Source organism: Paenibacillus sp. BIC5C1, from assembly GCF_032399705.1.
Taxonomy (GTDB): domain Bacteria; phylum Bacillota; class Bacilli; order Paenibacillales; family Paenibacillaceae; genus Paenibacillus; species Paenibacillus taichungensis_A.
This window is the reverse complement of record NZ_CP135922.1, coordinates 5,439,172-5,464,096: the sequence shown is the minus strand read 5'-3', so window position 1 is coordinate 5,464,096 and position 24,925 is coordinate 5,439,172. Positions and strand designations below refer to the sequence as shown.

At 47.6% G+C, this 24,925-nt stretch carries 18 protein-coding genes; 15 read left to right on the top strand and 3 right to left on the bottom strand.

From position 1 onward, the window contains the following. Window positions 1-37: 37 nt before the first annotated feature. Window positions 38-1,360, top strand: coding sequence for an LLM class flavin-dependent oxidoreductase (locus RS891_RS24440; RefSeq protein ID WP_315793452.1), 1,323 nt, complete (start codon window positions 38-40; stop codon window positions 1,358-1,360). A 165-nt stretch (window positions 1,361-1,525) separates the two neighbouring features. Here RS891_RS24440 and RS891_RS24435 read toward each other — a convergent pair whose 3' ends face one another. After that, window positions 1,526-4,675, bottom strand: coding sequence for an alpha-mannosidase (locus RS891_RS24435; RefSeq protein WP_315793451.1), 3,150 nt, complete (start codon window positions 4,673-4,675; stop codon window positions 1,526-1,528). Window positions 4,676-4,907: 232 nt separating this feature from the next. Between RS891_RS24435 and RS891_RS24430 the strand changes: the two genes are divergently transcribed. From RS891_RS24430 to RS891_RS24385, 10 genes are all read left to right on the top strand, one after another. Then, window positions 4,908-6,740 carry a cache domain-containing sensor histidine kinase gene (locus RS891_RS24430; RefSeq protein WP_315793450.1) on the top strand — a complete coding sequence of 611 codons (1,833 nt, stop codon included), beginning with the start codon at window positions 4,908-4,910 and terminating at the stop codon, window positions 6,738-6,740. Further along, window positions 6,737-8,296, top strand: a complete 1,560-nt coding sequence (locus RS891_RS24425; RefSeq protein WP_315793449.1) for a response regulator transcription factor — start codon at window positions 6,737-6,739, stop codon at window positions 8,294-8,296. The genes RS891_RS24430 and RS891_RS24425 overlap by 4 nt, the downstream gene beginning before the upstream one ends. Window positions 8,297-8,581: 285 nt before the next feature. Continuing rightward, complete coding sequence (locus RS891_RS24420) at window positions 8,582-9,487, top strand: ABC transporter permease (protein WP_205524889.1); 906 nt, start codon at window positions 8,582-8,584, stop codon at window positions 9,485-9,487. Between the two features lie 24 nt (window positions 9,488-9,511). Next, window positions 9,512-10,468 carry a carbohydrate ABC transporter permease gene (locus tag RS891_RS24415; protein WP_315793448.1) on the top strand — a complete coding sequence of 319 codons (957 nt, stop codon included), beginning with the start codon at window positions 9,512-9,514 and terminating at the stop codon, window positions 10,466-10,468. Window positions 10,469-10,526: 58 nt separating this feature from the next. After that, on the top strand, window positions 10,527-12,026 hold the full coding sequence (locus RS891_RS24410; protein ID WP_315793447.1) for an ABC transporter substrate-binding protein: 1,500 nt from the start codon (window positions 10,527-10,529) through the stop codon (window positions 12,024-12,026). A gap of 100 nt (window positions 12,027-12,126) precedes the next feature. Then, a complete protein-coding gene (locus RS891_RS24405) occupies window positions 12,127-13,335 on the top strand; it encodes an endo-beta-N-acetylglucosaminidase (protein WP_315793446.1) in 1,209 nt (402 codons plus the stop codon). Then, complete coding sequence (locus RS891_RS24400) at window positions 13,295-14,785, top strand: GH85 family endohexosaminidase C-terminal domain-containing protein (RefSeq protein WP_315793445.1); 1,491 nt, start codon at window positions 13,295-13,297, stop codon at window positions 14,783-14,785. The genes RS891_RS24405 and RS891_RS24400 overlap by 41 nt, the downstream gene beginning before the upstream one ends. 325 nt (window positions 14,786-15,110) lie before the next feature. Beyond that, complete coding sequence (locus RS891_RS24395) at window positions 15,111-16,118, top strand: zinc-dependent alcohol dehydrogenase (RefSeq protein WP_315793444.1); 1,008 nt, start codon at window positions 15,111-15,113, stop codon at window positions 16,116-16,118. 12 nt (window positions 16,119-16,130) lie between these two features. Continuing rightward, window positions 16,131-16,958 (top strand): sugar phosphate isomerase/epimerase family protein, encoded by an 828-nt coding sequence (locus tag RS891_RS24390; protein ID WP_315793443.1) that lies wholly within the window; start codon window positions 16,131-16,133, stop codon window positions 16,956-16,958. Window positions 16,959-16,993: 35 nt separating this feature from the next. Further along, a complete protein-coding gene (locus RS891_RS24385) occupies window positions 16,994-17,872 on the top strand; it encodes an AraC family transcriptional regulator (protein WP_113053542.1) in 879 nt (292 codons plus the stop codon). 93 nt (window positions 17,873-17,965) lie between these two features. Here the strand turns inward: RS891_RS24385 and RS891_RS24380 are convergent, their stop codons facing one another. Continuing rightward, window positions 17,966-18,709: an MBL fold metallo-hydrolase gene (locus RS891_RS24380; protein WP_315793442.1), complete on the bottom strand. Its 744-nt coding sequence runs from the start codon at window positions 18,707-18,709 to the stop codon at window positions 17,966-17,968. 90 nt (window positions 18,710-18,799) lie between these two features. Continuing rightward, complete coding sequence (locus RS891_RS24375; protein WP_315793441.1) at window positions 18,800-19,075, bottom strand: CD3324 family protein; 276 nt, start codon at window positions 19,073-19,075, stop codon at window positions 18,800-18,802. A gap of 331 nt (window positions 19,076-19,406) precedes the next feature. Between RS891_RS24375 and RS891_RS24370 the strand changes: the two genes are divergently transcribed. The 4 genes from RS891_RS24370 to RS891_RS24355 all read left to right on the top strand — a co-directional run bounded on the left by RS891_RS24370 (window position 19,407) and on the right by RS891_RS24355 (window position 24,877). Then, window positions 19,407-19,838, top strand: a complete 432-nt coding sequence (locus RS891_RS24370; protein ID WP_181586587.1) for an RrF2 family transcriptional regulator — start codon at window positions 19,407-19,409, stop codon at window positions 19,836-19,838. Window positions 19,839-19,907: 69 nt separating this feature from the next. Beyond that, a complete protein-coding gene (locus tag RS891_RS24365) occupies window positions 19,908-20,777 on the top strand; it encodes an aldo/keto reductase (protein WP_315793440.1) in 870 nt (289 codons plus the stop codon). A gap of 212 nt (window positions 20,778-20,989) precedes the next feature. Further along, a complete protein-coding gene (locus tag RS891_RS24360; protein WP_315793439.1) occupies window positions 20,990-22,489 on the top strand; it encodes a dockerin type I domain-containing protein in 1,500 nt (499 codons plus the stop codon). A 15-nt stretch (window positions 22,490-22,504) separates the two neighbouring features. Continuing rightward, window positions 22,505-24,877: an S-layer homology domain-containing protein gene (locus tag RS891_RS24355; RefSeq protein ID WP_315793438.1), complete on the top strand. Its 2,373-nt coding sequence runs from the start codon at window positions 22,505-22,507 to the stop codon at window positions 24,875-24,877. The last annotated feature ends 48 nt before the right edge of the window (window positions 24,878-24,925 follow it).

Sequence of the window (24,925 nt, the reverse complement as noted above, 5' to 3'; positions counted from 1 at the left end):
TTCATTGTTCATCACCACAACAAAGGGAGGAATTTATATGTCACAACGACGATTGAGATTGGGAGCAAACTTGAATGGAGTGGGAAATAGCATTTCTTTTTGGCGGCACCCGGATATTCCAATCAATGCCAGCGTAAATCTGGATTTCTACAAGAAGCAGGCGATTAAGGCGGAGGAAGGGAAGTTCGATCTGCTTTTTATTGCGGACGGCCTATTTATTAACGAGAAATCCAACCCGCATTTCCTGAATCGTTTTGAACCGTTAACCCTGCTTTCTGTTCTCGCGGGCGCAACCTCACACATCGGGTTGGTTGCGACGTTGTCCACCTCATACAGTGAGCCGTTCACGGTAGCAAGACAGTTTGCTTCTCTGGACCATATTAGTGGAGGACGCGCCGGATGGAATGTAGTCACTTCGCCACTTGAAGGCTCGGCTCTGAATTTTGGCAAAGGTGAACATCCGGACCACGCACTGCGCTACGAAATTGCAGAAGAACATCTGAATGTGGTTAAAGGACTGTGGGATTCCTGGGAGGATGACGCGTTTATCGGGGACAAAGAGAATGGTGTTTTCTTCGATCCATCCAAACTGCATACGTTGAACCACCAGGGAGAACACTTTTCCGTCCAGGGGCCACTCAATGTGGCACGTTCCAAGCAGGGACATCCGGTAATATTCCAAGCCGGTTCTTCGGAATCCGGCAAGGATCTGGCAGCCCGATCGGCCGATGCTGTATATACGGGGCATGAGACGCTGGAGGAAGCTAAGGAGTTCTATTCGGATGTGAAGGCAAGAGCGGTGGCTTATGGACGTAAGGCAGAAGATATTCTGATCTTCCCTGGCATCGGTCCCATTGTGGGCAGAACGGAGGAAGAAGCGGAGCGCAAATATCAGGAGATCGCGGAATTGGTCAGCATTGACCAGGCACTGAACTATTTGGGCCGATACTTCGATCATTATGACTTCGCCCAATTCCCATTGGATGATCCCTTCCCGGAGATTGGTGATTTGGGCAGTAACAGCTTCCGAAGTACAACAGACAAGATCAAGCAGCAGGCAAGAGAACAGGGACTGACTCTCCGCCAAGTGGCATTGCTTGCATCAACGCCGCGCACATCCTTCATCGGTACACCGGATCAGATTGCTGATCAGATTCAGGAATGGTTCGAGGGGGGAGCTGCGGACGGTTTCAACATTCGTACAGTTGTGCCGAACGGACTCGCGGACTTCGTGGATCTGGTCGTACCTGTCTTACAAGAGCGCGGCCTGTTCCGTACCGAGTATGAGCATGAGACACTGCGCGGTAATTTGAATCTTGAGATTCCACGCAATCGATATACATTGGAGACGGTAAAATAAATCAAATATCGCATATCGAACGTGCTTCCAGTTTAGAATGCTTTAAAAGCGATCCAGAAAGCCCCTATCATAACGATCGAATAACCACAACACGAAGAAACGAGCAAGTCGCCCATCATCTGGGGACTTGCTCGTTTCTTTGGTTAAGCTGCTGCAGTTATAGGATTATACTCTCAGATCAATCTCAAACGTCTTGATTTCATAAGGTTCAAGAGCAAAAGTTATCGGTGTATCATACAGGAGTTCGCCCTCCGGTACTTCCATAAGATTGCATTCTCTCCATGCTTGTATCCGTAGATCGCTTGTCAGTTCAAGCATATTCATGCTGCCGGAATAATCATGAACGCGTACGATGACACGATTGGAATCCTCCGCCTTCTTAACTGCCGAGATCATGGCTGTGCTGCCGGACAAGGTGAACATGGAGCGACTTGGTTGCTCTGATTGTCCCACTGTATATCGAGCCGGAGAATTTAGAAGCCAGGCTTGCTGCACGGTTCCGCCAACCAGCCAATCTCCCTGATGCGGAAGAAGAGCATAGGTGAAGCTGTGCAGTCCCTGATCGGCGTGTGGATCAGGGTGCGTAGCGCTCTTGATCAGGGTCAGCCGCATGACGTTATCTTTAATGTCATAACCGTACTTGGAATCATTCAGCAAACTGACGCCATAACCTCTGTCGGACAGATCCGCCCATTGATGGCCAACGGATTCGAAACGCGCCCAGTCCCAACTTGTGTTCCAGTGCGTCGGCCGTTTAACGTTACCGAACTGAATATCATAGGTGGCTTCGGTAGAGCGGATGCCGACTGGGAAGGCAACTTTCAGCAGTTGCTGCTGTTCATGCCAATCCACCTCAGTGGCGTAATCGATTCGCCGTTGCCCGGCATATACAGTCATGTTCTGCGTAATTGTGGAGCCGAGGTATTCCCAAGCGAAGCGAATTACGGCCTGAAGCAGCCCAATCTCTACGACTTCAATGCTGGTGCATTTCGTAATCTCTCGCATATCCTCCTGATAGAAGATATCAATATCCCAGGCTTCGTGGGCAAGCGGTTTGTCCTCGAACACCTGAAGCACATTGCCTCTAGCGCCTTTGGCAAGCACCTCACGGTGTGACTCTTTATCGTAAAGGCGTGTCAACTGCCCATTCTCGTTCCACTCGAGCAGATAGAACGGCGTCTCAATTCCATTGGCTGAGTGGATGAATGGCGAATGCTCAGGGATTTCGTTTACCGTACTGATCTGGAAGTGAATGGTGGTGTACCCCAGCGAAGGAATATCCTTCACCTCGACGGACCAACGGGCATCCTGGTATTGAGCGTTCAGGATCTCACCGGAATCGCTCAGCCAAGTCCCCGTTTCCAATTCACCTGATGCCGCAGGAATGCTCACGATTCCTGTAGCGACCCATGGGGAGGAGTTCCAAATGGTGTACGTATGCGGAGATTCTCCGCTGCCAGCGATAGCCATCCGAGCCTGCGTGTCCACGTGACTGCCAATCTGCTCAGCTTCTGCATATTCAATTCTGCTATCCTCATACACCTCTGTGATGGAGGAACCGGGAATGATGTCATGGAACTGGTTGCGCAAAATGATTTTCCAACCCGCAGTCAGAGACTTCGCTTGATACAGATTCCAGTCATTATGCACAATACTTTGCAATGCATTCAGCCATTCTGCTTCGCGGTAAGCCAGCTCAAGCTTGCGGTTCATCCATTTGTTGTACGCCTGACTGGTATACGTTCCGCGGTGATACTCCAGATACAGTTCGCCATCCCATGTATGGATGTACGAATCGGTTTTCTCCACTGTCTCCTGCAGCTTTTCAAAATAATCATCTGCACGTCCTGTCTTAACCTTGGGCAGTCCGGGCAGTTGATCCAGCCGTCGTCTCATCTCCAGCATTTCACGGTTAACTCCGCCTCCGCCGTCTCCGTATCCGTACGACAGCAGCAGATCCTGGTTCATCTCCTTATCGCGGTAGGCATCCCAGATGCCCTTGACCGTCTTCGGAATGATTTTCCCGTTATAGGTATAGAACCATGAACCCGGCTCGGACCAAGGCTCAGGCGTGGTAATGAAGTGGGTCAGCACCTCTGAGCCGTCAATTCCGCGCCAGTGGAATGTATCGAATGGCATGCGGTTGTATTGGTTCCAGCTGATTTTGGTCGTCATGAACGTATGAATGCCGGATTTTTTAAGAATTTGCGGCAGGGACCAGCTATAGCCGAATACATCTGGCAACCAGAGATATCGGCAATCCGTCCCGAATTCTTCTTTGAGAAAACGAGTACCGATCAGCAATTGCCGGACCAGAGATTCGCCCGAAGTCAGGTTGCAGTCAGCCTCCAGCCACATGCCGCCGCCCGCTTCCCAGCGACCTTCAGCGACACGTTCCTTGATGGATTCGTACAGTTCCGGGTAGTCCTCTTTCACATATTCGTACAATTGGGGCTGTGTCTGAAGGAAAACATACTCCGGGAACATCTCCATCAGACGCATGACCGTAGAGAAGGAGCGGGCGCATTTCTCGCGCGTGTGCTTCAACCGCCACAGCCAGGCAACGTCAATATGAGTATGGCCGATACAAGTAACGGTCACATCAGAGGCCTTGTCCATCGCATTCAATCGGGAGCTTAGGTCATCCCTTGCGTCATGCACAGAGGAATAGAAGACATCGGACTTAGGCTGCGACCAGTCAATCAGGCGGAAGGACTGCTGGAGCGCATGAAGCAGCTTTGTGCGTTCCGGTGCATGGGCATCCAGAATGTTGACCGTTTCCAGAATCGCCGACCCTGTAAATACAAGATCATCAACAGCTTCATCCAGCCAGCACAGTTCTGCTTGTCTGAACGTATGCGTCTGGTTGCGGGGCTGACCGCCACCTTCCAGACCGGACCATAAGCGGAAGACCAGCTCGTTGGTGCTGCCTGCGGCAGAGGCTGGAAAGAACACTTCCTTGTGGTTGGAATCTACGCCTTGAAACGGCTTGCCATCCCAGTAGAACAGGGATTCAAACCCGGAATTGTTACCACCCCCGGTATCGCCAAAATCAAACAGTCCGACAATCCGTTTATCTGCCCAGGAGGCAGGGAACTCGACTTTTGTACGCAGCCACAAATAGAGATCTCGACCGGACCAACTTTCTCCTGTATGCATAGGCTTCCAATGGCTATTATCTGCCGGCAGGACCGGGTTGATCTCTTCCCTGCGGTCTTCGCAGGCAAGAAAATGATTTAAAGGCAAACGATTCCGGTAACGGAGCTCGGATAATTCATGAATACGTGCTTGTAGTTTGTTTTCAGTAAGAAACATCGTTAAAAACCCCCAGTTCATTTTATCGGGGAGTGATTCATATATAGAGAGCATCCAAAGCGAGTATGTATTACATAACTTTTATAGGGGAATGCGCCCATTATAGCGCTTCCATTCAATTTTGACAAATCATAATATGGATTACGGGTTCTGAGGGCTGGTGATTGTCGAATTTAACCAAACGGTGATACACTGAGTTGGAAATTGGTCTGGAGGAGGTGTTCAGGCGCGAATGTCCAGGATACGAACCATGTATAAGAACTACTTGAAGAAAAAAATGTTCAACAAAATCCTGCTCTTTTATTCCATGGTGATGGTCCTGTTGTTCATCAGCATATCGGTGTTGGCCTACCGCTATTATGAACAGCGAGTGGTACAGGAACAAATGGATGCCAGTTTGCAGGAGCTGGATATTGTCAGTATCAACCTGAATCAGCAATACGAACGGCTGTATAATGCCGTGCAGCAGATTTATACCGACGCCATGATCGGCGATGATCTGAAGTATTTTTTGACTCATGAATACGAGGATTTTCTCAATTGGCGTCTGAATCAATATGCTTACAGCTACCGTACAGAGCGAGGGAACTTCGATTATCAATTACGTCTGTTGTTAAAGGATGAGGCTTCGATTGCAAATGTCGTGTTATACAGCACGGATCAGGATTTCTTCTATGTGCTTAATCGGGAGACTCAGCACTTTTACTATCATCCCAAGCTGCCTGCAGGGCATCAGGACTGGTTCCAGCGGCTGAGGAGTGCACCTTGGCAATACATGGGCAGCGAACCGCTGTTCGAAGGGAAAATGGCTGATGAGCCTACCCCTTACAGCTACGCGAATGTGCTCAAAGACTCCGTGACATTGAAGCAGTACGGAGCAATTATGTTTGAGCTGAATACAGACCGTATCAAAGGGCTTCTTCGAGATAGACTCGACGGCAAGAACAGTCGGATCATGTTGATGACAGGGGAAGGTCAGGTGATTTTCGATTCGCAAGGCAAGTATGACAACACCGTCTACCCGTACTGGGGGAAGATGAATTTGCCGGAGGATTGGGTGGATCTGGAGGAGCGCTCCAAGGTGCAGCTGCTGAATATCGGGAATACGGGAATGGTCGTGGCTTCTATTATTCCGGAGTCGCAAATCAAACAGAGCCTTCAGGCGATTCGTTTCAGCCTCATTGGGATTGTGATTCTGTGCATCATGATTAGCATCGCGGTGACGTTCACCATCATCCGTCGTTATTCCAAAAAAATTCACAGACTCGTGCTTTACATGCGTCGCTGGCAGGAGGGTGATCTAAGTAAACGTATCGAGATGGAGGGGGAAGATGAGCTGCAGCAGATTTCGCAGAGATTTAATCATATGTGTGATCGGCTGGAGTCTTACATAGAAACGGTATATGTGTCAGAGATCAAGCAAAAGAACGCGCAGCTTGTCGCTTTGCAAGCCCAGATCAATCCCCATTTTTTGTACAATACGCTGGAAAGCATCCGCATGAAAGCCATCAGTTTGGGAGCCAGGGATGTAGGGCAGATGATTTATATTCTCGCCACGATGTTCCGTCATTTGATCAAAAAGCAGACCCATGTAACCTTGGCAGAGGAAATAGAGCTGTGCGGCATGTACCTGGCTTTGGTCCAATATCGGTATGAGGACAAGCTGCAGGTGGAGACGCATATCGAGAATGCAGCGGCGGGAAGCATGGTCGTCAAGTTGCTGGTCCAGCCGATTATTGAGAATTACATTGTGCATGGTTTTCGTACAAATGATGAGGATAACCGGATCTCCATCACAGCCGAAGAAGAGACCGGCGTGATTCACATCCGTGTGAAGGATAACGGAAAGGGGATTTCCGCGGAGAGATTGCTTGAACTGCAACATGGGTTGCATAAGGGCGATGAAGCTGCTGAGACATCTGACCGATCTTTGGGTCTTAAGAACGTGCACGACCGCATACGTCTGAATTATGGCAGTGATTATGGTCTGCACCTGAACAGTGTGGAGGGCGAAGGATGTGAGGTGACCATCAGCATTCCAGTTACAAGGGAGGAAACGGGATGAGAAGTGTAATGTTGGTCGATGATGAGCCGCTTATTGTGAAAGGAATGCAAGCCATCATTGATTGGGATCAGAATAATATGCAAATTGCCGGAACGGCTTGCAATGGGTTGGAAGCGCTAGCAATGATGGACGAGGTTCCTGTCGATCTGATTATTACGGATATCATGATGCCGCAAATGACCGGACTTGAATTGATCCGGGAGACTAAAGCGCGCAATCCATATACTAAATTCATTATTTTGAGCGGTTACGAAGAATTCAAATATGTGCGGGAAGGCATCTCGCTTGGAGTCGAGAACTACCTCCTCAAGCCAGTCAATATGGATGAACTGGAAGCGACCATCAAGCATATGCAGCAGGATTGGGAGCACGAAGAGATGCGCCAGATTCAGATGGATCAGAGCTGGAGGATTCTGCGCAACAATATTTTGCAGCGGTGGGCGAACGAGACCATTGACGCCAAAGAATTCCGTGAGCGTGCGCAGCTGCTTGAGATTCCCATGAATAAGTCCACATATTGTGCGGCTTCTTTGCGAATTGTAGGGGAGGATAAAGGGGAGGATTCCCAGATGTATCTGCCTGGAATTGCTGAGAAGTGTGAGCAGATCGGGAACAAAGACCTCCCGGATGGCTGCGGTATCATCTGTTTCCCCGATCAGGAGGGAGACATCATGCTGCTGTTCATTTCATCAGGTACGGAAAGTAGTGATGAATGGCAGCTCCAGGCACTTAACAAGATGAAGCAAGCGGTTGCTGAGGACACAGGTGCACGTGTATGGGGGATCATCGGTCAATCCGAGTCGACCTATCTGGGTTTTCCGAAGAGCTGTAAGTCTGTCAAGCTGTGGCTTCAGAATCATTTGTTTATGGATTGTAATACCTTTATCATGCAAGTGGAGAACGAAGAACCTACCAATCAGCATCAAGAGAAGCCAGGGCCAGCGATGGAGCAATTCCACAAGCTGCTGCGGGATGGGGAAGGTACAGAGGTGGACCGGTTCATCGACGAATTCTTCAGTGTTGAGGGTAAGGAACTTTGTCTCGCGAGAACACTGTTCTTCAATTCTGCCATCCAGCTTATGCTGGCCGCCAAGGAACTGGAGAAAACGCCTGACTACGGAGACATCTTCGGGCCCCTGTCCAGAATTCATACGCTCAGCAAACTGAAACAATTGGTCAGAAAAGTTGTTCATCACACGCTGGATACATATCATACCGCCGAGAAAACGTACAGCCCGCATATCATGTCTGTGCTGGAGGTGGTGAAAAATCACTATCAAGATGAGCTTTCACTTAAGACGCTCAGCCAGAGGATGGAGCTTCATCCGAACTACCTCGGCCAATTGTTCCAGCAAGAGGTCGGTACCACGTTTTCTGATTATGTGAACCAGTACCGGATCGAGCGTGCCACTCATTTGCTGTTATATTCGGACAAAAAGACGGCAGAAATAGCGGGCGAGGTGGGTTATTGGGACTCCACTTATTTTTACAGACAGTTTAAGAAATATGCTGGCGTTTCTCCTACGGAGCTGCGGTCGATCTACATGAAAAAATAAGCCGGGGGCTCCGGCTGAATGGAGACACTCCCCATGTGGGGGTGTCTTTTTTGTAATGCAATGAATGCACGATCTTTAATTAATCCATCAAATTATTGGTTTTTTCAACTATCTCAAAATTGGTAGCGCTTGCATAATGGAGGTAGGAGTGAACGAGGAAATCCAAAGCAACAAAAGAGCTTAGGTCCAGTGTTGATTATAGGGGATTAATACTGGATGCAGCTAAAGCGATAATGAACGAGATTATAAGGAGGGACAGCCGTGCAGGGCATCTTCAAAAGTCTGATGAAGAACAAGGCGTTTCTTCTGCTGGTACTGCCGGGAGCAGCTTGGTTTATCATTTTTGCCTATTTGCCAATGTTCGGAACGATTATTGCTTTTAAGGACTTCCGGATTCATCCGGGCGGATTTCTTGAAAGCGTTCTAAAAAGCGAATGGGTCGGGTTCAAAAACTTTGAGTTTCTGTTCTCCACCAGTGACGCCTATATCATCACACGTAATACCATTCTGTATAACCTGGGTCTGATCTTTCTCGGGTTGGTGCTCGCGGTGACGCTTGCGATCATCATGAACGAACTGCTGAACAAACGGCTGGCGAAGATCTACCAGACCGCAATGTTTATGCCTTATTTCCTGTCATGGGTTATTATCAGTTATTTCGTCTTCTCGTTTCTGAGTGTAGAAAAGGGTGTGTTCAACCAGATCATTACCTATTTTGGTGGAGATCCGGTTAGTTGGTACAGTGAGACAGGGTATTGGCCGTATTTTCTCATTCTGCTCGGCCTGTGGAAAGGTGCAGGTTATGGCAGTGTAGTTTATCTGGCGGCAATCGCAGGTATCGACCGTTCTTATTATGAGGCAGCGATGATCGACGGCGCCACGAAGTGGAAACAGATCCGGTACATTACGCTGCCACTGCTCCGCCCACTGATGATCATCCTCACCATTCTGGCGATCGGCGGGATCTTCCGTTCCGACTTTGGACTATTCTATCAGGTTCCGCGGGATTCTGGTGCGCTGTATCCGGTCACCAATGTCATCGACACGTTTGTATACCGCGGCTTGACCATTATGGGTGATACAGGAATGAGTACAGCTACAGGATTGTATCAATCGGTTGTCGGTTTGATTCTTGTCCTGCTGGCAAACTATGCTGTGCGTAAAATTGAAAAGGATTATGCCGTATTCTAGGCTTGCGGCAAGGGGGTGCTGTCCATGAGTAATTTAAGCGAACCGGTAAAGCGGGCATCTGCCCATGCGAAGAGGACCAGACAGAAATCGAAAGATTTGAATGCCATTTCGCCTTTATCCAATGTGATTTTTAATATAGCTATCGGTCTTTTTGCCTTATCTTGTATCTTTCCGTTTCTGTTCATCGTTATCATCTCATTTACCGATGAGAAGACGCTGGCGATCAATGGATTTAAGTTATTCCCTGAAGTCTGGACGCTGGATGCCTACCGATTCCTTATGGAATCCGGGCAGCAGATGGCCCAATCGTTTGGGGTTACCTTAACGGTGACGGTTGTTGGAACCGCGCTCACACTGTATTTGGTCACGACGTATGCGTACGCCATCTCGCGCAAAAATTTTGCTCAGCGTCGGTTTTTCAGCTTTTTGGCCTTCTTCACCATGCTATTTTCCGGCGGTCTCGTTCCCAGTTACATAGTGGTTACGCAGGTGCTGCACTTGCGGGATTCAATCTGGGCGCTGATCCTGCCGTCAATCATGAACGCTTTTTACATTATCGTTATGCGTACATTTTTCACGACCACTGTGCCGGATGCGGTTATTGAATCGGCCAAAATCGACGGAGCTACTGAATTCGGTATCTATACGCGCATCGTACTGCCGATTTCGTTACCGGGCATTGCGACTATTGGATTGTTCAGTACGTTAGGATTCTGGAATGACTGGTTCAATGCGCTGCTCTATATCGACAATGCGAATTTGATTCCACTCCAGACATTGCTGATTCGAATACAGAACAATATGGATTTTGTTGTGCAAAACAGCAGCCGGGTCGTGTCCTATGACATTGCCTCGACACTGCCAACGGAGACCGTCCGCATGGCAATGGTTGTCTTGGCTACACTGCCGGTTGCGCTGGCGTATCCGTTTTTCCAAAAGTATTTTATACAAGGCCTGACCATCGGTTCGGTCAAAGAATAAGTCTGGTTGTGCCTGCCCTCAAAGGGCAGTAACAATAACATTGATAAGGGGGATACACATGAAGACAAGAAAAATCGCTCTGCTCATGGTTACTTTACTGCTTGCTTTTTCTACTGTTCTAGCAGGCTGCAGTGGCAGTAATACCAATGATACAAGCGGAAATGCGGCATCCGGGGGAGAATCCGGCGATAAGGACACAGTGAAGCTCAAAGTATATCTGATTGGTGGTCCACAGCGCGATCTGCCAATGGTACAGGAAGAAATGAACAAATACTTAATGGAGAAAATAAATACAACCGTCGACATCACGATGATTGACTGGGGTGATTATTCCAAACGTATGCCAGTCATTACCGCTTCGGGCGAAAATTATGATATCGCTTTCACCTCTTCCTGGGCTTATGACTATCTGCCAAATGCCACCAGAGGAGCCTTCCTGCCAATCAATGATCTGTTGGATAAGTATGGTCAGGGCATTAAAGAGCAGCTTGATCCACGATTCCTCACAGGATCGCAGATTGATGGCCAAAACTATGCCGTGCCAGTTAATAAAGAGTTGGCTTCGCAATGGGTATGGCGGTTCAACAAGCAGTACGTTGATAAATACAACATGGACATCAGCAAGATTCGTACATTAGAAGATCTGGAGCCTTACCTGCAGCAAATCAAGGACAATGAACCAGCAGACATTACTCCGCTGGCTGTTCCGAAGGGCTTTAAGCCTTATCTGGCGTTCGACTTCCTGCTCGGTGACGAATTCCCGGTTGGTATCAACATGAATGGAGACACCGGTAAATACGTTAATGTGTTGGAATCTGAAGAGCTGAAAAGCTCATTGAAAACCATCCGTAAATACTATCAGGCTGGTTATCTGCGCAAGGATGTAGCGACACTGGAAGGCATCGACAACATCAAAACAGGCAAATGGTTTGTTGACCGTGAACAGACACAGCCGTACGCCGAACTGGGATGGTCCAGAAGTGCGGGCTATGATATCGTGACTACACCGATGCAGGATCCGGTTATTTTCACTGGCTCAGCAACAGGCGCTATGCATGCAATTTCGGCGAACTCCAAGAACCCGGAACGGGCTATGATGTTCCTGAACTTGCTCAATACCGATCCATATCTGCGTAACCTGATCAACTACGGTATTGAAGGAACACATTACAACAAGATTTCGGATAATGTCATAGAGGATCTGCCAGCGATGAAGGACGGATTCCAGATGCCCGGTTTTGCTCTGGGTAACCTGTTCTTGACCTACATGCACAAGGAAGATCCAGCCGATAAGTGGGAAGCGTTCAAGGAATTCAACAATTCCGCGAAAGTTGCCCCGAGCTTTGGCTTCAACTTCAATCCTGATCCGGTGAAGACGGAAGTGGCTTCCATCTCCGCCATCGTGAAGGAATTCTACCCATCCATCATGACGGGAGCTGTTGACCCGGATGAGCATCTGCCGAAAGCGATCGAGAAGTTGAAAGCGGCAGGTCTGGATAAAGTGATTGCGGAAGCGCAAAAGCAGTACGACGAATGGAAAGCTGCAAATCAAAAATAACCTGAATTATAAAGTAGACATGGAAACGTCTGTCCTGGTTTGACGGGCGTTTCTTTTTTTACCCTGATTGGATTGCCAAAAATGGATTGGAGGGTATGGCATGAAAAAACTTGGTGCGAGTCTCATATTTGTAGTATTGGTATGCGCTGTTCTTTCCTCAGCGGCCTTGGCGAAGCAACCTTATTCATCCTATTGGCTGCCTGAACAATTGCTTAACTGGAATCCAGCTTCCGACCCGGATGCGGCCTTCAACCGGAGCACTATTCCACTCCAAAGCCGATTCACAGGAGAGGCAGTTAACCCGAACGCAACGAAAGATCCCAAAGTGATGGCCTTGTCTGCACTGAACCAGGGAACCAGCGGCGTTCCATCACAGGGATCGGATACATTTTCTGCAAATACGTTCTCTTACTGGCAGTATGTCGACAAGCTCGTATATTGGGGTGGCTCGGCGGGTGAAGGTATTATTGTGCCGCCAAGCGCTGACACGATTGATGCGGCACACCGGAACGGAGTGCCAATCATGGGCACAGTGTTCTTCCCGCCATCCGTATACGGTGGAAAATATGAGTGGGTGAAGCAAATGCTTCAGCAGAACAGCGACGGCTCCTTCCCGGCTGCGGATAAACTGATAGAGGTGGCAGAGTATTACGGTTTTGACGGTTGGTTTATCAACCAGGAGACTGAAGGTGGAACAGCCACTGACGCACAGTTAATGAAGACATTCCTCCGTTATCTTCAAGATCATAAGCCCGCGGGTATGGAGATCATCTGGTATGATTCCATGACGAAGGAAGGCAATATTTCATGGCAAAATGCGCTGACGGACCGGAATGCGATGTTCCTTCAGGATAACGGGAACAAGGTATCGGACAGCATGTTCCTGAATTTCTGGTGGAATGATCTTGGCAGTTCTGCGGCCAAAGCCAAAAGCCTGGGCAGATCGCCATTTGAACTGTTCGCAGGTATTGATGTGGAAGCAAAAGGATACGATACCAGTCTGAAATGGAATTTGCTGTTTCCTGAGGGGAAACCGGCTGTAACTTCCCTCGGCATTTATCGACCGGATTGGTCGTACAACAGCGCGGACAGCATGACCGATTTCTTTGATCGTGAAAATAAATTCTGGGTAGGGCAGAACGGCAACCCGGCAAATACGGCGACAAGCCAGGCCTGGAAAGGGATTGCGAACAATGTGGTTGAATCATCGCCGGTGGACCAACTGCCATTCACGACCAACTTCAACACGGGCAGTGGCGAGAAATTCTATGTGGGATGGCACGCAGGTGCGGGAGACTGGATGGAATAATCGCAGTTTGCAGGACGTACTTCCGACATGGCGCTGGCTGACAGAGAGTAAAGGTAACGCACTTACGCCGTCCCTGGATTGGTCGGATGCCTACTATGGGGGCAGTTCCCTCAAGGTATCGGGTACGCTAAGTTCGGCGAATGCCACCCATCTGAAGCTGTATCAAACCGATCTGAAGATTGAGCCAGCTACCAAGCTGTCGATCACGTACAAAACGCAGAACAAGCCGAGCATGAAGGTTGGCCTGGCTTTTGCAGACCGTCCTGACCAGTTCGTCTTTCTGGATGTAAAAGACAAAAAGGCATCGGGGTGGACGACGGACATCTTGAATCTGACGCCTTACAAAGGAAAGCGGATTGTGGCATTGTCTCTGCATTTTGACAGCAAGGAAATCATATCGGATTATGACATCCATATTGGTCAGATATCCATTCGGAACAATTCTAATCCAGTGAAGCAACTTGAAGCAGTTCAAGAATTGAATGTCATCCAATCCGATTTCCGCGGGGGTATATACGGTGATGCCAGATTGCAGTGGAAAGCACTGGATGAGGAAGTTCAGCAGTATGAGATTTACCGTGTTCTGCCCGACGGCAAAGAGACTTGGGTGGGTGCGACCACCAATAACGTCTTCTATGTGCCTGAGATGAAGAGAATCAACGCGGAACAGGCAACTATACTGAAAGTCGTGGCAGTGAATGCAAAATATGAGCGAGGCCAAGCTGCAAGCGTGACCATCCAGTGGCCAGCGTATCCGAAGCCGGAAGCAGGATTCAAGGCCGATGCAACACTTATCACACCTGGCCAGCAAGTGCATTTCACTGATCTCTCTTCCGAGGTGACGGAAGGCTGGTCTTGGACTTTTGAGAATGGCAGTCCGGCTGTCAGCACGGAGCAAAATCCAGTGGTAACGTATGACAAGGAAGGCACGTACAATGTGACGCTTACAGCTACCAACAGTTCGGGGCAGGATACCGTAACGAAGCAAGCTTTGATCACCGTAAGCAAGGGTGCTTCCGGGATCAAAAATGTCGCACTTGGCAAAACGGCCACTGCCGACCATGCCTGTGGACCTGCTGAAGGTGCGGGAAAGGCAATTGACGGCAAGATGACGGACAACAGCAAGTGGTGCGCACTGGGTAACCAGCCGCATTGGCTGCAAGTTGATCTTGGCAAAGAACATCAGATCAGCGGTTTTGTCATCAAACATGCGGAGAGCGGTGGGGAATGGTCTGGTTTTAATACAAGCGACTATTCGATCCAGGTCAGTGCTGATGGCGTGAATTGGTCAGATGTAGTTCATGTACAGGGGAACGCCGCAGCCGAAACCTCGGATGCAATTGCGCTGGTCAAGGCTCGTTATGTGAAGCTGAATGTGCTGAAACCTACGCAGGGCGGTGATACCGCAGCCCGAATCTATGAATTTGAGGTTCATGGGTTGCAGCCGTAGTTGGCGGTTAAGAAGTGACAAGTGTAGCTGTGAAATTAGCAAAAAAGGAACCATGCGGCCAATCCGGTTTCAATGACGGCTGGCTATCCCTGAAGTAGCCAGTCATCTAATGAATGTACCGCATTGCATCAGATTACGACTGAATATAATTGATTATGAGACTCACAGATCATTGGATCTCGTGAGTCTTTTTACATTTATGCTTGATTCGCTTGCAAAGGTTATCAAATCGTTGTTTTAGATAAAAAATCGGTTTTGCAATCAAAGACAATGCGAATGAAAAGTCTTATATTGTAGTTAAAAAGATAAGAAAGGAGTGAAGGTGATGAAGAATAGAAAGATCATGTTTGCTCGTCCGCTGCAAGTGGAAACGGTAGAAGAGGATTTTATTTTGCCAGCCCTAGGGGAGAAGGAAGTATTGGTTAAATTAATCTATTCCCTCATCAGTCCGGGGACGGAGCTGGCCATGTTATCGGGAAAAGAAGAGTGGGCCAAGCTTCCCGTATGTCCGGGGTATGCAAGTGTAAGTGAAGTGATCGAGGTGGGACAGGGTGTACGCCATGTTCAGCCCGGGGACGCTGTGTTTCATTATGGTCAACATGCTGAATATCAAGTGGTATCCACAGATCATGTTTTCATCAAGGTACCTGAGCACTTGGATTTGAAGTGGGTTCCCTTCACCCGTATGGTAACCGTGGCATTCACCTCAGTTCGTGTATCCAATATTGAACTTGGGGACGTTGTGGGGGTGACGGGGCTTGGACTTGTAGGGAATTTGGCTGCTCAATTGGCACGCCTTCAAGGTGCAACTGTGATTGGCGTGGACCTGTCACCGGAACGAATTCGAACTGCCCAGACATGTGGGGTTGACTATACGCTTCATGGCGGAGAAGATAAAGTAAAAGAAAAGATACATGCCATAACGAATGGAGCAGGTGTATCCACTCATATTGAGGCGACGGGTGTACCCAGTGTAGGTGTTCAAAGTCTGGAGTGGATCGGGAAGCTGGGAGAGATTATTTTCCTCGGCAGTCCACGAGGCGAATATAACACGGATGTCACTGATATATTGAATTACTGCCACCTGTATGGACGAGGCTGCATTACGTTTAAGGGGGCACATGAATGGCGCTTCCCGGTTGAGCCGAACGAATTCGTTAAGCATTCTCTGGTGAGAAATTCGAACATTGTATTTGAACTGATGTTAAAGAACAAGCTGCATATCGAACCATTGATCAGTCATGTGATGAAGCCGGATCAAGCACAAGAAGCATACGAGGGACTGAGATTGAATAAAGACCAGTATAACGGTGTACTGTTTGACTGGTCCTAGGAGGAGATTGGGATGATTAGAGGGTTAACAAGAGCAGGCTTAGGGAACATCGAGTCCAATGAACAATATATTACAAACGCTGCAACATACGGATTTCAGTCTGTAGATTTGAATCCGCTCTCATTGATTGAAGAGGTTGGCAAGGAAAAGGCTATACATCTGTTGGAGAGCAATCAGGTGATCATCGGTTCATCCGATCTGACCGTAGACTGGAGAACCACAGATGAACAGTTTCGTGATGGACTTCAATCGCTGGTTCAAATGGCAGAAGCCTCTGCTGCATTGAACTGTTACAGCTGTTGCACCTATATTTTACCTTCCACAGATCAGCCAGCAGCATCATTTATGGCGGCAGCTACCAAACGATTGAGATTGTGTGCAGATATTCTGGACGCCTATGGCATTCGACTGGGCCTGGAGTTTGTGGGTTGCCATCATCTGCGCACTCAATGGAAGAATCCATTTATTTGGAGTGTGGAGGATACGCTTGACTGGATCGAAACAATTCATGCTCCGAATGTTGGTTTATTGGTGGATTCCTATCATTGGCATACGAATGGATTAAAGATCGAAGAGGTGTTGGATCTTAAGAAGGAACAGATTGTCCATGTTCATATCAATGATGCTTATGATCTGCCCATTGAAGAATTGCTGGATCATGAGCGTTTATACCCTGGCGAGGGAGTAATCGATTTGCAGGGGTTCTTGAAGAACCTGAAGGCGATTGGATACAATGGCGTCGTATCTCAAGAGGTGCTGGCACCAACGCCAACCGTCGATTCAAGTGAATTGTTTGCCAAGTCCAAAGCAGGCTTCGATAAAGTGTTTGCGACAATATAACCGGATCAGTGAGAAGGCAGTTGGGAGGAATACATGTGTATGAGCCATGGATGAATAGCATTTCGCCATTCGTAAGAGCGGCAAGAGTGACGGAATCATTTTCTTTGGCAGGGGAATGGATAGACCACGATCATGTGTATACATACATCGAACAAGGGGAAGCGGAGTTCTTCTTGAGTGGTGTGAAATACCAGGTCAAAGAAGGCGATATTGTGCTGATGCATCCATTCATGTCTCATATCATTCGGTCCACCTCCCAGCAGCCATTGATTCAGTATATTTTTCATTTTGATCTGTATTATGAGGAAGAGCGCAGTTTATTGAAGAATACGAGTGCAGCGCATAGTGAAAGACCCGATCTGGAAGATAGGGAAATGAAGCTGGCTTCCATACGCCCAATCTCTCATTTGCAGCTAGCCGATCGAATCGAATGGAAAAAGAGATTTGCGCTTATGCATAAGGAGTTTCAGGAGCAGCGGGGAGGATCTTCGTTAATTACGAAATCCATATGTTTGGAGATGCTACATCTCTTTTTCAAAAATCAATCCGAAGATCACGACCAAGAGGGGAATATGACCAAGGGGTGGGCATTCATTGAAAAGTCGATTCGTTATATTCATGAATGCTACGCCGACCCTCAATTAAATAATACTGCCATCAGCAGACATGTTGGTGTATCGACGAACCATTTATCGCATTTGTTCAAAAGCAAGCTGGGGATTACCCTTCACAAATATGTGACACATATCAGAATAGAGCAGTCCCAGAAAAGAATTATTGAAGGAACACATAATTTAACCCGGATTGCCGAGGAGGTTGGCTTTTCGAGTATTCATCTGTTCAGTCGGTCTTTCAAGGCTGCTGTAGGTATCACCCCCAGTAAATATGCAGCGATGAAGTCGAGGGTAGAGTAAACTCAGTAAAGTTCAGCAAAGTTCATGCGTCCGTATGACAGCAATAACGATCATAAAAAATGGCCCATACATCAGGTATGGGCCATTGGTGTTTCACGGGGCATAGGATTGAAGTAGTCGCTGAAGCGCACGTCGAACATCCCCTTGATAATGCCCCCCATGGTAGCAAATGAGCTTATCGATCTCATATCCAAGCAAGCGTTGTACAGAGCGAACCGCTTCCTTCATGTCCAGTGTATGCTGGGGATTGGCGATTCCGAGCTCCCCATTGTTCTCAATGACCACAGCATCACCAGCTATCAGGGTACGACTTGAGGGAAGGGAAATGGAAATGTGCCCTGGTGTATGACCAGGTGTGTGTATAATCTCCATACCTTCACACCATGGCAGTAGTTCATGATCATGAACCGTCTGATCAACCGGACTTGGTTCAATCATTTCCAACGTACAGATGAATTCCTTCGCTGCGGGCTGTGCTTTTTCAGGCAAAAGGCTAAGTGTCGCTAGCGCTTGCTCCAGCCGCAATGAGGTTCTCGTGCCATCAATATATGGAGCTTCCTGTTCATGCGCGATAATCCGGATATCGGGATGGGTTCGCTTGATCTCTGCGAGAGAGCCTACATGATCCAGATCATGATGGGTAATGATGAGGCCAGTTAGATTGGACAACGACAACTCATGTCTATTCAATGCTTTTTCAATATGTGGAATGAAGCCGGCGTAACCGCAATCTACCAGAAAGGCATGCCGTTGATCACCAATCAGGGCAGGTGAAATAACCTGTGGTATCCCGTTGTATTCAAATTCGATACTTAGTGGTGTAACGTAAAAACTCATGAAGTAAAGGCACCTCCTGATTTGAATCCTTCAGGAACAGATTACCGTATGCTCTTAACAACGAGCAAGGACATACATGATACAACATTATTATTGTCCGTGTTTATGCTGGAGAAGGATACGGCGAATACTGCGCTCTGTCAGGTAGTACTGCTGTGCCAGAAGACGAACAGAAATTCCGGAATGATGAGCCTCAGCAATCGCCTTATTGCGTTTTTGCAACATGGCTCTCGAACCGGAACATGCTCCCCATGGTTTCTTATATTCTTCCTGGACCGGGATATACAAATAGGTTCCCTGAATATATTGTTGAATGCGCTGCACCAGTTCTGGTGGTAGTACATAGTCTGCATTTTTGTATTTCATCTGATTTTGCTCCTATCTATATAACGTAATGGATATATAGAGGGGCAAAGCTCTTACCTTCAATGCTGTTAGAAAAGGCTCCAGGCAAATATGGAAAGAGGGCTCTGCCCAGAGCCGGATGCATCGATTCGAACCATCCCATCAGCTCCTTTCTTAAGTTCAGGATGATGTGCAGATGAACATGATATACATTTAAAATTGGCATTGTATTACACTGGAAGGGAACAGTCAACCGAATGTATCTTGACCTTGCTTTGGAGATTGTGTTGTAGTTGCTAACTAAACATAAAAGATATATAGTATATTTAGAAAAAAAGTTAGGATGAATGCAATGGCATACTCTACAGCCTTATCACAGGGAATCTCCATTCTGCTCTACGTTCACACGTACACCGAGAAGAACTGTCTTAACTATCTATCGACCAAAGTGATATCGGAGCAGCTAAATATTCCGGTTCCTACGACGGTAAAAGTCATTCGCAACCTGAATAACGCCAAACTGACAATGGCCAAAGAAGGGGCGAAAGGCGGCATATTGCTTGCTCAGCCGTTATCGGAAATCACGATGTTGGACGTATTCCTGGCGGTTGAACCTGGCAAAGACTTGTTTAAAATTCATACCGATGTAACACTCCAGGGACAGGACGTGGATGACGTGAAACAAAAGGTCATTCATCATCTTGAAGGTGCGGAGATCGCCATGCAGAATTATTTAAAAGACATACGGTTAACCGATCTGCTTCATGAAGAAAAAAAGGGTTAACCTCTTTTTTTGGCTTTAACTAGATATAATATATATCAAGTATATTCCGTTTTGAGAGGAGTAGTTAAAATGAATTTGCATACCAAAGTGATTGAAGCCAATAACGGGGTTCCCATTCCCCAACTGGGTTTTGGGGTTTACAAAATAACGAAAGAAGCAGAATTTACAACAGCGACTCGTGAGGCCATTCAAGTCGGGTACCGGCATTTTGATACTGCCAGAATCTATGGAAATGAGAAAGCGCTGGGAGCAGAGATCCGGCATAGTCAGATTCCGCGCGAGCAATTTTTCATCACGTCGAAAGTCTGGAATACGGATCATGGTTATGAAGCGACCAAAAAAGCTTTCCAGAAAACGATAAACAAGCTGGGGGTCGACTACCTCGACATGTATTTAATCCATTTTGCCTCGCCAAAGTATATCGAATCGTGGAAAGCCATGGAGGAATTATACGAGGAAGGCAGGATCAAAGTCATTGGGGTCGCGAACTTTGAGATTCAGCATCTGGAAGAATTAAGGAAGCACGCGAAAATCTTGCCGATGATCAACCAGATCGAGACGCACCCGGAATTTCCTCAGAACGAACTACGAGCCTATATGGACAAACATCAGATTTTACATGAGGCATGGGGTCCGTTGGGACAGGGGAATAAAGTGTTATTGCAGCATCCCATATTGAAGGAAATCGCTGATCATCACCATAAGACGGTGGCTCAAGTGATTTTGCGTTGGCATCTGGAACGAGGTGTTATTCTGATTCCCAAATCATCCAATCCAAAGCGGATCAGAGAGAATAGTGAAATCTTTGATTTTGAGCTGTCCGCTGAGGAAATGGAGAAGATCAGCCGTCTGAACTCGGGTAAGAGGTATTCTATCCATCCGACAGGTTATATTGTGAATCCGATTTTTAATACATTGATGAAACTTTTTATTCGGTAGAACGAAGGATCCGTTGCATTGGCATATCTAATTTTATATGAATGAAACAATTGCGATAGGGATTAACGGGTGTATCCGTTAATTCCTTCGTTTTTTTTGAGGAAAAAGGTCTTTTGCACCCTACTCTGTTGGTTCTTAGGTGTTCAGTGATTGTTAAGAACTGCTTGCTATATTGGTACAGAACGTTATCAGAAACCTAAGGAGGAGACCATTTGAGTTTACACACTAAAAAGGGTGCGAGAGTCAAAAGAACACGATGGAGTATGCTTGCTCTTGTCATTACATTACTCACAAGCGTGGGTTTTCCAGCTTCATCGGCTCTGGCTGCAACAGAGCCCGTTTCATTAAACAGACCTACAGATATCGAGTTCTATAAGACGGCTAATGGTGAAACAGAGTTGCTGATTGCAGACACTGGAAACAATCGGGTTATTCGGTCTACACCGGAAGGCAAGGTACTATCGACGATAGAGGTCAACCAGGTGACGGCGGTTACGATGGGGAACGATGGGCTGATCTACGCTGCTGAATCCGGAGCAGCCGCAAAAGTACATATTTTTAATCAGGATGGTACTGTGAACGGACAGCCTATAGACGTTATGCGTAAATTTTCGTTGTATCCGCATCCAGATGAGGATAAGCAGCCTTACATTCGAAACTTAATTCGATATAAGCAGGGCGATTATGAAAGACTGTACGTTTTCTTCAACGTGTATAGAGAAATGAATAATGCTCCAGCGAGATATGGCACATTGGCCAACTTCGCTTTGGGACACGAAGGATGGGGAGGTTTGAGTGGCGCATTCTCAGAATACTCTGGCGCAACCCAGGGAACTGGAGATCAGGTATGGTATACCAATGGGCAGGGAGCGATGCTTTACCCCGTAACAAGTATACTGAATTCAACAGATAAACTCGGAGACTTGACACTGGATCCAGTAAACAAACGTGTATACGTTGTGAGCGAGAACCAGATCATGCAGAGTGGCTACGAGGGCTTTGTATCTCCTGAACGTCCTGTCCTGAGTACGTGGGCGAGTGGAAACGAGACATATCCGATTGACCTCACTAATCAGATTGTCTTCGGACCGGAAGGCGAATTGTATATGGCTGATACGGCGAGAGACCGAATCGTTGTATTCAGTGCAGATGGCAGCTCTGCCCGTATCTTGGGACTAACGCTGGATATCACCCCCAAACCTGTTGTAGGCACGTTTAACAAAACGGTAAAACAGGGGCTCCCGGTATCCTTTACATCTACGGATTTTACCAGTAACTATGCCGACCCAGAGAACCGGTCTATGACGGATATTCGCATCGCCTCCCTGCCTGACAGCGGTAAATTACAACTGAATGGTACAGACGTTGTGAAGAATCAGGTGGTTCCTGTCGCAGAGTTGAACACATTGGCCTTCGTTCCTTCTTCGGCTTTTACAGGGATCAAGACAACGTTCGGCTGGCAGGCCAAGAATGGAGCTGTGTTTTCGGATAGCGTGGAGGTAACGATCATGCTGCGTATTAAAGGGGATGCGAATGGAGACGGTGTGATTACACCTGCCGATGCCTTATTGGTGAATAAATATATCAAAGGTTTAATCACGTTAACACCGAGTCAGATTGAAGCGTTGGACATGAATGATGATGGTGTACTGGATGCCGAAGATTCAGCCCTGATTATGGGCGTTTACTTGGGGATTAATTCATATAATTAGAAGGGAGTGACTATCTTGCCAAACAATAAGGGACATTTCATTTCTGTAAAATCCAAACGATTCATGAAGGCGCTTCTGGCTGTGCTGCTCTTGGTTTCCATGAGCTTTTCGTGGCTTCCTCAAGCACATGCCAGTGTAGATCCTGTAATTCATATCGGAGAAGTATCTGGTAAACCAGGAGACATCGTCGAAGTGCCTGTATCCTATGATTCAAAAGGCTCAGAATTTTCTTTTTATCACTCTGAATTGTCCTTTGCCTATGATTCGGCTGTGCTTGAACTCGTTGAAGGGGACAAGGTTGTAAACCGCCAAGCTTATGAGAATTATCAGGGAGTCAGCCTAACTGAAGATACGTCTGCTCCAGGATATATATCAGTGATAATGACGACGCAAAATTTCATTCAGGAATCCACGGCGCTGTATTCCCTTCATTTTAAAATTAAGGAGAGTGCGGCTATCGGTCAAAGTTCAGTAGCTCTTCATGCGGGCGCACTGGTAGAGGAATTTGATCCGTTTCAGGTGACTGGGGAAAATGGGCAAGTTACTGTGCTGGCCGATGTGAAACCGGTGGGGAGTGTTGTTGTCTACATTGGATCAGAAGAAGGAAAAGCAGGTGACAAGGTAACGCTAACTGTCGACACGGTGGCGCTTTCTCAACCGATTGGCTCTTACGGGGTACGTCTGAAGTTCAACCCGGCAGCCTTACAGGTGACTGATGTTACAGGCAGTCCGGGAATACGACATCATGCGAATAATGAGACAGGATCGCTTATCGTGGGCTGGAGTGATGAAAATGGAGGACTGAGTCCTATCCCGGCGTTCGAGACCTACCAGACGTTGTTCAAAATTGAATTCACGATTTCCTCCAATGCTGTTGCAGGCGAGTATCCGGTGGAGTTCGTCAACGAGACGCTACTAGAACACTTCACGGTGACGGATACCGATGGAATTGAAATGCATAAACAGGCAATATCAGGCGATATCACGGTCGTTGGTGAGCCAACAACACCAACAACGCCAACAACGCCAACAACACCATCCAATCCGGGTTCGTCCGGTTCAGGAAGTTCATCCGGTGGTTCGACGCCAACCTCACCGTCTGCAAGCACTTCCGAGAAGATTACGCTAAATGTGACCAATGAACGGAATGCAAATGTAGTTGTTTCTACAACGATCATCGAAAGAACAACAGGGGCAGATGGACGTAAAAAGGATGTGGTGAATCTGACAGCCGAGCAGACTTCTCGTGCGATTGAGAGCTTGAAGAAGGCCGGTTCGAATATTGCCCGGATCATGATTCCGGATGAGAAGGACGAGGTATCCGAACTGAATGTGAAGCTGCCAGCCAAGTCTACTTCACTGATGGCAGATGAGAAGATGAATCTGTATATTGAAACGGATAACGCTTCCCTTCAACTTCCGGCGAATTCTTTAAAGGGACTGGGCTCCGATATATTCTTCCACCTTGTTCCGATTAAGGATGCCGCAGGGCGTGAAGCGGTGGAACAGCGTATCCAGAAAGATCCATTAATCATCAAAGCATCAACAGATCCTGCCGACTTCCGCTTGGTAGGACGTCCAATGACGATTGAGACGAATATAAGCAGTCGTCCAGTGATGGTTGTGCTTCCGGTCAGAGATAAGAACCTGACGCAGAAGGAACTGGACAAGCTGCAAGTATTTATCGAACATAGCGATGGGACAAAGGAACTCGTTAAGGGTAAAATCGTTAAGTTTAATGGAACAGATCAACCAGGAATTGAGTTTGAAGTCACCAAGTTCAGCACATTTTCCATTATTTTGATGAATGGGGGCCAGTCATCAGCCTACATTCAAGGATTTGCGGACGGCACGTTCAGACCGAATCAAGCGGTTCAGCGTGCTGAAATGGCTGCCTTATTATCTCGAATACTGCCGTCTGGCAGCGACGAGGCTGCGCACAATAGATCATATCGGGATATGCCGGTTGCGGAATGGGCACGCGAAGCGATTACAAAGGCTACTGCAGCAGGTTACATGCGTGGCGATGCTGCCGGGGATTTCATGCCAGGGCGTTCCATTACACGAGCCGAGATGGCTGTCATTATTGAACGGATTTTGAAAACTCAGGAAGCAACTGCAGAAACAACGGCTGTGCCAAACGAAGCTGCTGATCTTACACAGCACTGGGCACGCGAAGCAGTTCAGCGTGTATTGGCAGCAGGCATCATGAGTGTGTCGCAAGATGGGGCATTCCGTCCAAACGATGCTGTGACACGAGCAGAGGCCGTTACATTGCTGAATCGTCTGGTTCATATCGAACCTGATCTGTCCAGTACATCCATGTGGAAGGATGTATCTGTTGGTCATTGGGCTCACGGCGCAATCCAGGCTGCATCCCAAAATTAGAATGTTTATTGCTGATGCTGCTTTGTTCCTATCCTGCGCTAGGGACGA